Here is a 13,485-nt window from a genome sequence, read left to right as displayed (position 1 = left end):
TGTGCTGCTGCACCGTGGCAATGAGTGTCGTTCCGGTTCACTAGACTGGAAACGTGGCAGATCCAGCAAGTTACCGGCCCCAAACGGGTGAAATTCCCACCACGCCGGGCGTCTATCGTTTCCGTGACCCCCATGGCCGGGTCATTTATGTTGGCAAGGCCAAGAACCTCCGTTCCCGACTGAATTCCTACTTCGTCAACCCCGCAGGCCTCCTCCCCAAGACCCATGCAATGGTCCATGCGGCCAGCAGCGTTGAATGGACCGTGGTAGGCAGCGAGCTGGAATCGCTTCAGTTGGAATACACGTGGATCAAGGAATTCAAGCCGCGGTTCAACGTCGTGTTCCGGGACGACAAGACCTATCCCTACCTCGCCGTCACCATGGGCGAGAAGTACCCCAGGGTCCAGGTCATGCGTGGTGAACGCCGCAAAGGCACCCGGTACTTCGGTCCTTACACCGCCGGCGCCATCAGGGAAACCATGGACACACTCCTGCGGGTATTCCCCGTCCGGAGTTGCAGCGCAGGCGTCTTCAAGCGTGCTGAATCAAGCGGACGCCCCTGTCTCCTGGGGTATATCGACAAGTGCTCGGCACCCTGCGTGGGACGCGTCACTCCGGAGGAGCATCGTGGCCTTGCAGAAGACTTCTGTTCCTTCATGGGCGGCGAGGCCAAGCGTTTCATCAGCCGACTGGAAAAGGAGATGGCTGCCGCTGTCGCAGAACTGGACTACGAGCGCGCGGCAGGACTGCGGGACGACATCATTGCGCTCCGGAAGGTCTTTGAACGCAACGCCGTAGTCCTGGCCGAGGACACCGACGCGGACGTCTTCGCTCTCCACGAGGACGAACTCGAAGCCTCCGTCCAGGTGTTCCACGTGCGCGGCGGCCGCGTCCGTGGCCAGCGTGGCTGGGTGGTGGAGAAGGTGGAGGATGCTACGACGCCGGAACTCATCGAACACTTGTTGCAGCAGGTCTATGGGGAGGACAGCGAAGTTCAGGGCCGAATCCCACGCGAAGTCCTGGTGCCGGAGAACCCCAGCAACCATGCTGAGCTATCCGAATGGCTGGGAGGCTTGCGCGGAGCCCGGGTGGAAATCCGCGTGCCACAGCGCGGTGACAAAGCGGCCCTGATGTCCACCGTGCGCGAGAATGCCGAGCAAGCGCTGAAGCTCCACAAGACGCGCCGTGCAGGTGACATTACGGTCAGGTCCCTGGCCCTCCAGGAACTGCAGGAGGCCCTGGACATTCCGGTTCCCCTGCTACGGATCGAGTGCTTCGATATTTCCCACGTACAAGGGACAAACGTGGTCGCTTCCATGGTGGTGGTAGAAGACGGGCTGCCCAAGAAGTCCGACTACCGGAAATTCTCCATTACGGGCGCGGCCGCAGCGGACGATACTGCCGCCATGCACGACGTCCTGACGCGTCGGTTCAGGCATTACCTGACGGACAAAGCTGCCCAGGTCCCCATCGTTTCCGGCGAGATCGTCAACCCGACGCGGGCCGGCGCCCAGGCCAAGAGTCAAGTGGGCGGCGCGGAGGTGCCGCCGTCGTACCCCGAGGTTCCCGCTCCCAAGGCCAAGTTCGCCTACCCGCCCAACCTGGTGGTTGTTGACGGTGGGCAACCGCAAGTCAATGCGGCGGCCCGCGCCCTCTCGGATCTCGGCATCGATGACGTTTACGTGGTAGGCCTCGCTAAGCGGCTCGAGGAGGTTTGGCTGCCCGACAGCGACTTCCCCGTGATCCTGCCGAGGACCTCCCAGGGGCTGTACCTACTGCAGCGAATCCGTGACGAGGCTCACCGTTTTGCCATCACCTTCCATCGGCAGAAGCGTGGCAAGGCCATGACGGTTTCCGTGCTGGACGGAGTGCCCGGCCTGGGTGAAGCGAAACGCAAGGCGCTCGTGGCACATTTTGGCTCGCTCAAGAAGATCAAGGCGGCATCCGTAGAGGAGCTCACCTCCGCCAAGGGGATCGGCCCGGCACTGGCTGCGGCCGTGGTCCAACACCTTGGTTCCGCGGCAGACACCGGTGAAGCGGCGCCGGCGGTAAACATGACCACCGGCGAAATCCTTGAATCTTAGCTAGGGTAAGAACTTGTCCGGTCCGCATAAGTGCGCTGCCGGGCGCCTGACTCCGGCCACGTGTGCCACGTCGTCCCAGGCGGCAACCACGAGCTTTTGAATGACCACTTCCTACGAAACGGGGACAATTGATGGATGAGGCTACGGCAGGGTCCGGCACGGAGCAGGACGGCCTGACGCCCGTGAAGCCGCCTGAGGCAGAGCTGTTGGTGGTTACCGGCATGTCGGGTGCCGGACGCAGCACCGCCTCCGATGCCTTGGAGGATCACGGCTGGTACGTGGTGGACAACCTTCCTCCCCAAATGCTGGGCACCTTGGCGGAGATTGTGTCCCATGCGCCGAAGTCCATTCCCAAGCTGGCCGTGGTGGTGGACGTTCGCAGCAAGGACCTCTTCACTGACATCCAGACAGCCTTGGGTGCGCTGAGCGCGAGCGGCATCACCTTCCGCGTTCTCTTCCTGGACGCTAACGACGACGTTTTGGTCCGCCGTTTCGAGCAGGGTCGCCGCCCGCATCCCTTGCAGGGCGGCGGAAGGATCCTTGACGGTATCGGCATCGAACGCGAGGTCCTTCGTGAGCTGCGCGAGCATGCCGACGTCGTTCTGGACACGTCCGATTTCAATGTCCATGGCCTGGCAACGGCCATCACGGAACTGTTCAGCGATACCGGGCCGGTGACACTTCGCCTGAACGTCATGAGCTTCGGGTTCAAATACGGGCTTCCCGTGGACGCGAACTTCGTGGCCGACGCCCGCTTCATCCCCAACCCGCACTGGGTACCCCAGCTTCGGCCCCACACCGGCTTGGACCAGGACGTCAGCGACTACGTCCTCGGCGCGGAGGGTGTGCAGGAATTCGTGGATCGCTATGTGCGGGCCTTGGAACCTGTCTTGGATGGCTACCGCCAGGAAAACAAGCACTACGCCACACTGGCGGTGGGTTGCACCGGCGGTAAGCACCGTTCCGTAGCAGTCACCATGGAACTTTCCAAGCGCCTGGCCCAGTACCCACGCGTCACTGTAACCACCACCCACCGCGACCTGGGACGCGAGTAGTGGGAGTCCTGACTGGCCCGCTGCCCCTTATTCCGCCCAAAGGAGTTGCCGGCAGCCAGCAGAAGAAGAGTCCCTCGGTGGTCGCCCTGGGAGGTGGCCATGGTCTGGCTGCATCGCTGTCCGCGCTGCGTCTGCTCACTTCCGAGCTCACGGCAATCGTCACGGTAGCGGACGACGGCGGCAGCTCCGGGCGTCTGCGCGACGAGTACGGCGTCCTCCCGCCCGGGGACCTGCGGATGGCCCTGAGCGCCCTTTGTGACGACACTGACTGGGGCCGTACCTGGCGCGACGTCATGCAGCATCGCTTCGAAGCCGGTTCCGCGAAGGGCGGCTCACTGGACAACCATGCCATGGGGAACCTGCTCATCGTCACGCTTTGGGAGCTCTTGGGAGACACGGTGGCCGGCTTGAAGTGGGCTGGAGCATTGCTGGGCGCCCGGGGACAGGTGCTCCCCATGTCCAGCGTTCCCCTCACCATCGAGGGCAAGGCACGCGTGGAGTTGCCCGATGGCGGGCATGAGCTCAGGACAGTCCGGGGGCAGGCGAAATGTGCGGTGGCTGGAAAGCTGGAAGAAGTCACGCTCCTGCCCGAAGCCGCTCCTGCCTGCACCGAGGCACTCACCGCGATTGAGCTTGCTGATTGGGTCATTCTGGGTCCCGGCTCCTGGTACACCTCGGTTCTGCCCCACCTGCTGCTGCCCGAGTTGCGGCGCGCCCTCGGCGATACCGCTGCGAAGCGTTGCCTCACAATGAACCTGGACGTGGAAACAAAGGAAACGTCCGGCATGACGGCAGCAGACCATTTGGATGTCCTGCGCCGCTACGCACCTGAGTTCACCGTCGACGTCGTCCTCGCGGATCCCGCAGCCGTGCAGGATCTCAAGGCCTTTGAGAAGGCGGCCGCGATGATCGGCGCCGAAGTGGTGTTGGGTAGAGTAGGGGCGTCGAGGCGCCGCCCCGTCCATGATCCACTGCTGTTGGCAGCGGCGTACCACGATATTTTCGGGAACAGTTAGGAATACGCGATGGCACTTACTGCGTCGGTCAAGGACGAACTGTCCCGGCTGGACATCAAGAAATCTTCGGTCCGCAAGGCGGAGGTTTCGGCAATGCTGCGTTTTGCAGGCGGCTTGCACATTATCTCCGGACGGATTGTCATTGAGGCTGAAGTTGACCTCGCTTCCACGGCCCGTCGTCTCCGCGCGGCGATCGCCGAGGTTTACGGCCACCAAAGCGAAATCATTGTGGTTTCCGGAGGCGGTCTGCGCCGGGGGAGCCGCTATGTTGTCCGCGTCGTGCGGGACGGGGAGGCGCTGGCGCGTCAAACAGGCTTGCTGGACGGCCGTGGACGTCCTGTCAGGGGTCTTCCGTCCGCCGTCGTCAACGGTTCGGCTGCCGATGCCGAGGCAGTGTGGAGGGGCGCCTTCCTCGCCCATGGCTCATTGACTGAACCAGGCCGATCGTCTTCCCTTGAGGTGACCTGCCCCGGTCCTGAATCTGCCTTGGCCTTGGTCGGTGCAGCCCGCCGCCTCGGCATCCAGGCCAAGGCGCGGGAAGTCCGCGGCGTAGACCGCGTGGTAATCCGGGACGGGGACACCATCGCTGCCCTCCTGACCCGTATGGGCGCACATGACGCCCTGATGGTGTGGGAAGAACGGCGCATGCGAAAGGAAGTCCGGGCCACCGCCAACAGGCTTGCCAATTTTGACGACGCCAACCTTCGTCGCTCAGCCCAAGCTGCAGTAGCAGCTGGCGCCAGGGTGGACCGTGCGTTGGAGATCCTGGGAGACGACGTCCCGGACCACCTGAAGTACGCCGGAGAGCTCCGGGTGGCGCACAAGCAGGCAAGCCTGGATGAGCTTGGCCGACTTGCCGATCCGCCGATGACCAAGGACGCCATAGCCGGCCGTATCCGCCGGCTCCTGGCCATGGCGGACAAACGTGCCTTGGATCTGGGCATCCCGGGGACTGAGGCAAATGTGACTCCGGAAATGATGGACGAGTAGCGCACACCCATAGAATCGAGAAAGTGTGGAGGAAATACTGCGACGCCACCGCGGGTTGTTCCCGGTGGAGGCAAGAGCAGTCTTCTTCGCCAAGGATTTCCGGCCGGTCCGCTGGCCGGATGAAATAACGAGAGTTACCAACCCGGACGTGAGTCCATTACATTGGAGGATTTCGTGACAGAGTACGTTCTGCCCGAGCTCGGCTACGACTACGCAGCACTCGAGCCGCACATTTCGGCAAAGATCATGGAGCTGCACCACAGCAAGCACCACGCGGCATATGTTGCAGGCGCCAACAACGCCCTCTCCCAGCTGGCCGAAGCGCGCGAGAAGAATGATTTCGCCAACATCAACCGCCTCTCCAAGGACCTCGCGTTCCACACCGGCGGGCACATCAACCACTCCGTGTTCTGGAACAACATCTCCCCGGACGGTGGCGACAAGCCCGAAGGCGAACTGGCTGCTGCCATCGATGACGCTTTCGGTTCCTTTGATGCTTTCCGCGCCCAGTTCAGCGCCGCCGCGTTGGCCTTGCAGGGTTCCGGTTGGGCTTTCCTGGCCTACGAGCCCATCGGTGGAAACCTCCTCATCGAGCAGCTCTACGATCAGCAGGGCAACGTTGCAGTGGGTACCACGCCTTTGCTGATGCTGGACATGTGGGAGCACGCCTTCTACCTGGACTACGTCAACGTCAAGGCTGACTACGTCAAGGCGTTCTGGAACATCGTCAACTGGGCAGATGTCGCCAAGCGCTTCGAAGCTGCCCGCGCCAACGCGACGGGCCTCATCGTCCTCTAGCTGGTGAGCCCTGGTTCACGCCGGTGTAACAAAAGTCACTTTTGGCGTGAATTGGGGCCAAATGCTGGAAAGCCTGCCTCCGCAGTTGCGGGGGCAGGCTTAGTTAAACGTAAGATGGATCACGGAAGGCGGTTAGCCTTCAGCAACGTGGCTGGTCGCCCTCCGATCTGATAATCACCTCTGCCCAAAGACGTGCGGGGTCTGTTAGTTGGAAATATTTGATCCGACTCACTAGGCGTGCTTGCAAGAGCACCAAGGAGATTGACACATAGTGACCACCCGTATTGGTATCAACGGCTTCGGCCGCATCGGCCGTAACTACTTCCGCGCAGCACTGGCCCAGGGCGCAGACCTTGAGATCGTGGCAGTCAACGACCTCACCAGCCCTGAGACCCTCGCCCACCTCCTGAAGTACGACTCCGTCGGTGGCCGCCTCACCCAGTCGGTGGAGGTTGTGGATGGCAACCTGGTAGTCGATGGCAAGTCCATCACCGTTCTGGCCGAGCGCGATCCCGCCAACCTCCCCTGGGGCGAGCTGGGCGTGGACATCGTTATCGAGTCCACAGGTTTCTTCACCAAGGCAGCAGCGGCTCAGAAGCACATTGATGCCGGCGCCAAGAAGGTCCTCATTTCGGCACCTGCCAGCGATGAAGACATCACCATCGTCATGGGCGTCAACCAGGATCTCTACGATCCCGCAGCACACAACATCATCTCCAACGCGTCCTGCACCACCAACTGCCTCGGCCCGCTGGCCAAGGTTGTCAATGACGCTTTCGGCATCGAGCGTGGCCTGATGACCACGGTCCACGCCTACACCGCCGACCAGAACCTGCAGGATGGTCCCCACGGCGACCTCCGCCGTGCCCGTGCTGCTGCCATCAACATGGTCCCCACGTCCACCGGTGCTGCCAAGGCAATCGGCCTGGTCCTCCCGGAACTGAAGGGCAAGCTGGATGGTTACGCCATCCGCGTTCCCGTCCCCACAGGTTCCGCCACGGACCTCACCGTTACTGTTTCCCGCGAGGTCACGGTCGAGGAAGTCAACGCTGCCGTCAAGGCTGCCGCTGAATCCGAGCAGTTCGCCGGAATCCTTAGCTACACGGATGCTCCCATCGTTTCCTCGGACATCGTAGGAGACCCTGCGTCCTCCATCTTCGATTCCGGCCTTACCAAGGTCATCGGCAACCAGGTCAAGGTTGTTTCCTGGTATGACAACGAGTGGGGTTACTCCAACCGCCTCGTAGACCTCACGGAGCTTGTCGCATCCAAGCTGGGCTAGGGTAGACACATGACATCTCACACCCTCAACGAACTCATCGCTGAAGGTGTCCGCGGGCGGTACATTCTGGTCAGAAGTGACCTGAATGTGCCGCTCGACGGCTCTGCAGTGACCGACGACGGCCGCATCAAGGCCTCTCTTCCGGTCCTCAAGAAGCTCTCGGACGCCGGTGCCCGTGTGCTCGTAACCGCCCACCTCGGACGCCCCAAAGGCACCCCCGAGGACAAGTACTCGCTGAAGCCTGCTGCGGCCCGCCTGGCGGAGCTCGCGGACTTCAAGGTCCAGTTGGCCAAGGACACTGTGGGGGACTCCGCCAAGGAGCTCTCAGCCGGACTCGGGGATGGCGAAGTCCTCGTCTTGGAAAATGTTCGCTTCGATGCGCGGGAGACCAGCAAGGACGACGCCGAGCGCGGGGCTTTCGCTGACGAGCTGGTTGCCCTCACGGGTAACAACGGGGCATTCGTGGATGACGCCTTCGGCGCTGTCCACCGGAAGCACGCCAGTGTCTTCGATGTCGCCACACGCCTGCCGTCCTATTTGGGGGACCTGGTACACACCGAAGTAGAGGTTCTTCGGAAGCTCACAACGGATACGCAGCGTCCCTACGTCGTGGTTCTAGGCGGCTCCAAGGTCTCAGACAAGCTGGCAGTCATTGACAACCTGTTGGGCAAGGCTGACACCATCCTTGTAGGCGGCGGCATGCTCTTCACCTTCCTGGCAGCAGCCGGGCACAAGGTTGCGGGCAGCCTCCTTGAGGAAGACCAGATTCCGGTCGTCCAGGACTACCTCAAGCGCGCATCCGATGCCGGAACCTCGTTCGTGATCCCCACAGACGTCGTGGTTGCCAGCCGTTTCGCAGCGGATGCTGAGCATGAGGTCGTCAAGGCTGACGCCATTGAGGAGAGCACTTTCGGCGCTTCCGGCATTGGCCTGGACATCGGCCCGGAATCGGCATCGGCATTTGCGGCCCAGATCGAGGGAGCTAAGACCGTGTTCTGGAACGGCCCGATGGGTGTCTTCGAATTCGAGGCCTTCTCCAGTGGCACCCGCGCCATTGCACAGGCACTGACGGATACGGTTGCGTTCACCGTTGTCGGTGGTGGCGATTCAGCCGCAGCCGTTCGTACCCTCGGCTTCAAGGATTCGCAGTTCGGCCACATCTCCACCGGTGGCGGCGCCAGCTTGGAATACCTTGAAGGCAAGGAACTTCCCGGTCTGAGCGTTCTGGACCGCTAAGCATCAACCGACCGGCAGGGCGTTACCCCGCCCTGCCGGTCGTTCCATATCTCAACGCATTCTTTGGAGTTCATGTGACTACCTCTGCCAACGGCAACTTCGTCCGCAAACCCTTCATCGCCGGCAACTGGAAGATGAACATGGACCACGTCCAAGGCATCACCCTGCTGCAGAAGCTGGCTTGGACATTGTCCGATGCCAAGCACGACTACAGCCGCGCCGAGGTGGCAGTGTTTCCGCCCTTTACCGACCTTCGCGGTGTCCAGACCCTGGTTCAGGGGGACGAACTGGAAGTTGTCTACGGCGGCCAGGACCTTTCCCAGTTCGACTCCGGCGCCTACACCGGCGACATCTCAGGCCAGTTCCTCAGCAAGCTGGGCTGCGCCTACGTGCTGGTAGGCCATAGTGAACGCCGCACCATTCACAACGAGTCCGATGACGTTTTGAACGCCAAGGTCAAGGCTGCCTTCCGGCACGGAGTCACTCCCGTACTCTGCGTAGGCGAGGGCCTGGAAATCCGTCAGGCCGGTACTCACGTGGACCACACCCTGGCACAGTTGCGCGCCGGTGTCGGAGGACTCACCGCCGAGCAGGCTGCTGAACTGGTTGTGGCGTACGAGCCCGTTTGGGCCATCGGCACCGGCGAAGTAGCCGGCCCGGAAGACGCACAGGAAATGTGTGCAGCAATCCGTGCCGAGCTTGCAGAACTCTTCGACGAGACAGTTGCAGCGAAGACACGCCTTCTTTACGGAGGCTCCGTAAAGGCCAACAATGCCGCCGCCATCATGGCTGAAAGCGACGTTGACGGGTTGCTTGTGGGTGGCGCCAGCCTGGACCCCGCCGAGTTTGCTAACATTGTCAGGTTCGAGAGCCACCTCGTCACAGACTAGTCCGGCTCCCGTTATCCGCTTCTTCGAAAGGCCGTCGTGGACGTTCTTCAAGTCATTCTGCAGATCCTGCTGGGCATCACCAGCCTTCTGCTGACGCTGCTCATCCTCTTGCACAAGGGACGTGGCGGCGGTTTGTCCGACATGTTCGGTGGCGGAATGAGCTCCGGATTAAGTTCGTCCGGCGTAGCCGAGCGTAACCTGAACCGCTTCACCATCATTCTTGGCATCACCTGGGGCGTCGTGATCATCGGCCTGGGCCTGATCATGCGATTTACTTCGGGTGGCGATTCCTAGGTGTTCCCGGAAAAATAGTTGTTCCCGAAAAAGGGGAGGTTCCATGACGGAGCTTCCCCTTTTTCTTTGCCCGAGTTTTTCTTTGCCCGTGGCACCCAACGGTACTGCCGCCGTCGAGCCCTTCGCACTAGACTGACTCCTGTTGGCCGTGACGGCCCGCCACCGAGTCGCGAGGGGTTCGAAAATGGTTCATGGCACGTCTGGTTATCGCGGCACCCGCGTAGGTGTACCCCAAGGTTCAGCTCCACAACATCAGAGCGACCACGGCGCCGGAGAACAGCTGCCTCGTATTCGTGTCCCCTTTTGGTGCGCCAAAGGGCATGAGACGCGGCTTGTCTTTCTTAAGCTGCCCGACGAGCAGATTCCCAGAACATGGGATTGTCCCAAGTGTGGTTCGCCCGCTACACGGGATCCCACCCATCCGGCCCCACCAAGACCTGAAGACGAAATCTTCAAATCGCACCTGGACTACGTTAAAGAAAGACGCTCCAGCCAGGAAGCCGAAGGGGTCCTGGCTGGAGCGCTCGATAGGTTACGCGCCCGCAGGGTCCTTCCGGACCAACTGCTGGGGGACTCGTGACGCCGCGTTCTCGTCAATAAGCCACAGTGTCCTCGCCCGACCCACCGGTCCCGCTGCCGGGACCTGGACGGGGTTGGCGCCGGCCAAGGCCAAGCCCACGGCACCGGCCTTGTCTTCGCCGGCAACAACCATCCAGATTTCCTGGGCGGTGTTGATGGCCGGAAGTGTCAAGGAAATACGCGACGACGGCGGTTTGGGTGAGTTCTCGACGCCCACTACCGTGCGTGACTTCTCACGGATTCCGGCCTGCTCGGGGAAGAGCGATGCAACATGCGCATCGGGTCCGACACCGAGGAGCAGGATGTCAAAGCGCGGCAGGATCCCGGGCCTCTCAGGCCTGTTGTCCGACGTGTCAGCTGCGTGCTCGGCCTCGGCGGCCGCCTTGAGCTCATCAGCGTATGCTGCTGCTGCCTCGTCCGCGGTGGCATACTGATCGGCGGAGCCGGGTTCGTGAACCCGGACCGGATCTACGGCCAAGTGGGAAAGCAAAGCCTGGTGTGCTTGACGGGTGTTCCTGTCATCGCTGTCTGAGGCGACAAACCGCTCGTCGCCCCACCAGAAATTCACCCTTGACCAGTCGACGGCAGGTGCCGCAGCGGAGTCTGCCACAGCCTTCAGGGTTCCAATGCCAACGGTCCCGCCGGTGAGGACCACCGTGGCTTCGCCATGCTTGTCCTGGACATCCACAAGCTTGGTGATGAGCCGCGCGGCGATGGCGGCCATCAACACTTTGGAGTCGGGGTGGATGCTTACTCTTGGCTCAGCGTGCACTGGTCTGGACTCTCCTCTGGCTGGTAAGTGGAAGTCCCATCGTAATCACTTCTCCGAATACTTCGTCCGGATCCAGCCGTCGGAGTTCCTCAGCGAGGCAATCCTTGAGGCTTCTACGGGGGAGGGTGATGCGCTGCGCCGGCTGGCCCGGTTGGGTGAGCTCGGCCACGGACAAGCCCGGACGGAAGAGCTGGACGTCGCCGCTGGCGCGCGTGAGGCGTACCCTGCGGATACCTGTCCCCGCCGGATCGGCAACGATCGTGACAGGGGCCTGGAGGGCCATGCTGAGCCAGGCAGCCAGCAGGAGCGTACTCGGGGAGTCCGAGGCGCCCTCCACGGCCACTGCTGAGACCGGGTCGCCGTCCACTTGATCGAAAACGGCGGCGAGTTGCATGCGCCAGTTCGTCAGGCGGGTCCACGCGAGGTCGGTGTCGCCGGCTTTGTAGGTGGCGCGGATGTTCTCCAAAGCGAGGCGCGGGTCCGGTTCGTTGGCCGAGTCCGTGATGCGCCGGTGGGCAATCCGGCCGATGGAGGTCTCACAGGCGCTTTCCGGAGCGCCGTGGGGCCACCAGGCCACGATCGGAGCGTCCGGGAGCAGCAGGGCCGCTACGAGGGATTCACTCTCGTGGGCCATGTGCCCGTGTCCGCGCAAGACAATGACCTCGGAGGCTCCGGCGTCGCCACCCACACGGATCTGGGCATCGAGCCGGTCCGGGCCCTCTACGCCGGCATCAGCCAGGACAATGATCCGGCAAGGGTGTTCCCGGCTGGCTTCATTGGCTGCCTCGATGGCCTCTTCTTCCTGCCCGGACTTGGTCACCACCACCAGGGTCAGGACACGGCCCAAGGCGATAACGCCGCCTTGCTCGCGCAGGGACATGATCTTCTTGGAGATCTTGGAGGTGGTGGTGTCGGGAAGATCTACGATCATGGCCTTCTCCAGGTTCGTCCGTCACGGGCCAGCAGGGCGTCGGCCGAGGCCGGTCCCCAACTGCCCGGTGCATAGGGTTGCGGTTGTTCATCCAAGCCGGCCCAGTATTCCTCGAACGGGTCAAGGATCTTCCAGGACAGCTCGACTTCCTGGTGTCGCGGGAAGAGGGGAGGTTCACCCAAGAGCACGTCGAGGATGAGCCGCTCGTATGCTTCGGGGCTGGATTCGGTAAAGGAGTGGCCGTAGCCGAAGTCCATGGTGACATCGCGGACTTCCATCTGCGTGCCCGGAACCTTGGAACCGAAACGGATCGTGGCACCTTCGTCGGGCTGCACCCGGATGACCACTGCGTTCTGGCCGAAGTCGTCCTCACCGTGGTCACGGAACAGCAGGTTGGGGGCCCGCTTGAACACCACGGCGATTTCGGTCACGCGGCGGCCCAGTCGCTTGCCTGCGCGCAGGTAGAACGGCACACCGTTCCAGCGGCGGGTGTTGATGTCCACCCGGATCGCGGCGTATGTCTCGGTCTTCGAGTCAGCGGGGATGCCGTCCTCGTCCAGGTATCCCAGGACTTCCTCCCCACCCTGCCAACCACCGGTGAACTGACCACGCGCCGAGTGGGTGGAAAGGTCGTCGGGCAATTTGACCGCCGCGAGGACTTTTTCCTTCTCAGCCCGCAGGTCATCGGCGTTGAAGGAGATCGGCTCTTCCATCGCCGTCAACGCGAGCAGCTGCAGCAAGTGGTTCTGGATGACGTCACGGGCCGCACCGACGCCGTCGTAGTAGCCTGCACGCCCACCGGTGCCGATGTCCTCGGCCATGGTGATCTGGACGTGGTCCACGTAGTTGGCATTCCAGAGCGGTTCGAACAACTGGTTCGCGAAACGCAACGCCAGGATGTTCTGCACCGTCTCCTTCCCCAGGTAATGGTCGATCCTGAACACCGCATCCGGGGGGAACACCGACTCCACAATGTCGTTCAGCTGCCGGGCGGACTCGAGGTCGTGCCCGAACGGCTTCTCGATCACCACACGCCGCCACTGCCCCGGCTTGGCCTGCGCCAAACCATGCTTGGAGAGCTGGCGGCAAACCTGTTCAAAGGCCTTGGGCGGAATGGACAAGTAGAAGCCATGGTTACCGCGCGTGCCGCGGGTCTCGTCCAGTTCATCCAGGACGTCGCCGAGGCGCTCGAAAGCGTCGTCGTCGTCGAATTCGCCCTGGACAAAACGGATACCGGAAGCGAGCTGCTCCCATACCGCTTCATCGAATTTGGTCCGGGCATAAGCCTTGACGTTTTCCTTGACCTCAGCGGCGAAGTCGGCGTTGTCCCACTCGCGGCGGCCGAAGCCCACCAACGCAAAACTGGGAGGCAAAAGGCCGCGGTTGGCGAGGTCATAGACCGCCGGCATGAGCTTCTTACGGGCGAGGTCGCCGGTGACTCCGAAGAACACCAACGACGACGGCCCGGCGATGCGGTTCAGGCGCCGGTCCCGCGGATCCCGCAAAGGGTTCCGGAGACCGGCGTTCTTCCTGCCGTTTTCAGTTTCTGGCATGTTTG

13 protein-coding genes are annotated in these 13,485 nt (G+C 62.3%); 10 read left to right on the top strand and 3 right to left on the bottom strand.

Translation table 11 applies throughout. The features are described from left to right. Positions 1-53: 53 nt before the first annotated feature. The 10 genes from uvrC to ACLRGI_RS11920 all read left to right on the top strand — a co-directional run bounded on the left by uvrC (position 54) and on the right by ACLRGI_RS11920 (position 10,225). Positions 54-2,084 (top strand): excinuclease ABC subunit UvrC, encoded by a 2,031-nt coding sequence (uvrC, locus tag ACLRGI_RS11965; protein ID WP_419201866.1) that lies wholly within the window; start codon positions 54-56, stop codon positions 2,082-2,084. A gap of 131 nt (positions 2,085-2,215) precedes the next feature. Next, complete coding sequence (gene rapZ, locus ACLRGI_RS11960; RefSeq protein ID WP_024821013.1) at positions 2,216-3,139, top strand: RNase adapter RapZ; 924 nt, start codon at positions 2,216-2,218, stop codon at positions 3,137-3,139. Next, entirely contained in the window at positions 3,139-4,155 is a 1,017-nt protein-coding gene (locus ACLRGI_RS11955) for a gluconeogenesis factor YvcK family protein (protein ID WP_419201865.1), read from the top strand. The genes rapZ and ACLRGI_RS11955 overlap by 1 nt, the downstream gene beginning before the upstream one ends. Positions 4,156-4,164: 9 nt before the next feature. Then, positions 4,165-5,145, top strand: a complete 981-nt coding sequence (whiA, locus tag ACLRGI_RS11950) for a DNA-binding protein WhiA (protein ID WP_017198459.1) — start codon at positions 4,165-4,167, stop codon at positions 5,143-5,145. Positions 5,146-5,319: 174 nt separating this feature from the next. Next, positions 5,320-5,943, top strand: coding sequence for a superoxide dismutase (locus tag ACLRGI_RS11945; RefSeq protein ID WP_419201864.1), 624 nt, complete (start codon positions 5,320-5,322; stop codon positions 5,941-5,943). A 271-nt stretch (positions 5,944-6,214) separates the two neighbouring features. Next, on the top strand, positions 6,215-7,225 hold the full coding sequence (gap, locus tag ACLRGI_RS11940; RefSeq protein ID WP_419201863.1) for a type I glyceraldehyde-3-phosphate dehydrogenase: 1,011 nt from the start codon (positions 6,215-6,217) through the stop codon (positions 7,223-7,225). 9 nt (positions 7,226-7,234) lie between these two features. Further along, positions 7,235-8,461 (top strand): phosphoglycerate kinase, encoded by a 1,227-nt coding sequence (locus tag ACLRGI_RS11935; protein WP_419201862.1) that lies wholly within the window; start codon positions 7,235-7,237, stop codon positions 8,459-8,461. Between the two features lie 74 nt (positions 8,462-8,535). Further along, a complete protein-coding gene (gene tpiA / locus ACLRGI_RS11930; protein ID WP_419201861.1) occupies positions 8,536-9,351 on the top strand; it encodes a triose-phosphate isomerase in 816 nt (271 codons plus the stop codon). Between the two features lie 36 nt (positions 9,352-9,387). Further along, positions 9,388-9,645, top strand: coding sequence for a preprotein translocase subunit SecG (secG, locus tag ACLRGI_RS11925; protein WP_017198454.1), 258 nt, complete (start codon positions 9,388-9,390; stop codon positions 9,643-9,645). Between the two features lie 184 nt (positions 9,646-9,829). Further along, a complete protein-coding gene (locus tag ACLRGI_RS11920; RefSeq protein ID WP_419201860.1) occupies positions 9,830-10,225 on the top strand; it encodes an RNA polymerase-binding protein RbpA in 396 nt (131 codons plus the stop codon). On the opposite strand, the gene pgl is transcribed toward ACLRGI_RS11920, so the two are convergent. Genes pgl through zwf form a run of 3 tightly spaced genes read right to left on the bottom strand, consistent with a single transcriptional unit; the run spans position 10,178 to position 13,480 of the window. Beyond that, complete coding sequence (gene pgl, locus ACLRGI_RS11915; RefSeq protein ID WP_419201859.1) at positions 10,178-10,996, bottom strand: 6-phosphogluconolactonase; 819 nt, start codon at positions 10,994-10,996, stop codon at positions 10,178-10,180. The two genes, ACLRGI_RS11920 and pgl, sit on opposite strands and share 48 nt — an antisense overlap. Then, the gene (locus tag ACLRGI_RS11910) at positions 10,986-11,927 is read right to left on the bottom strand and encodes a glucose-6-phosphate dehydrogenase assembly protein OpcA (RefSeq protein ID WP_419201858.1); all 942 of its coding nucleotides are present in this window, start codon (positions 11,925-11,927) and stop codon (positions 10,986-10,988) included. The genes pgl and ACLRGI_RS11910 overlap by 11 nt, the downstream gene beginning before the upstream one ends. Further along, positions 11,924-13,480: a glucose-6-phosphate dehydrogenase gene (gene zwf, locus ACLRGI_RS11905; RefSeq protein WP_419201857.1), complete on the bottom strand. Its 1,557-nt coding sequence runs from the start codon at positions 13,478-13,480 to the stop codon at positions 11,924-11,926. Before zwf ends, ACLRGI_RS11910 begins: the two co-directional genes overlap by 4 nt. Positions 13,481-13,485: the final 5 nt, after the last annotated feature.

The sequence above is a fragment of the Paenarthrobacter sp. PPS72 genome (assembly GCF_048537125.1).
Lineage (GTDB): Bacteria > Actinomycetota > Actinomycetes > Actinomycetales > Micrococcaceae > Arthrobacter > Arthrobacter nitroguajacolicus_E.
Note: the sequence above shows the minus strand (reverse complement) of the source record. Positions and strands in the feature narration are given on the sequence as shown.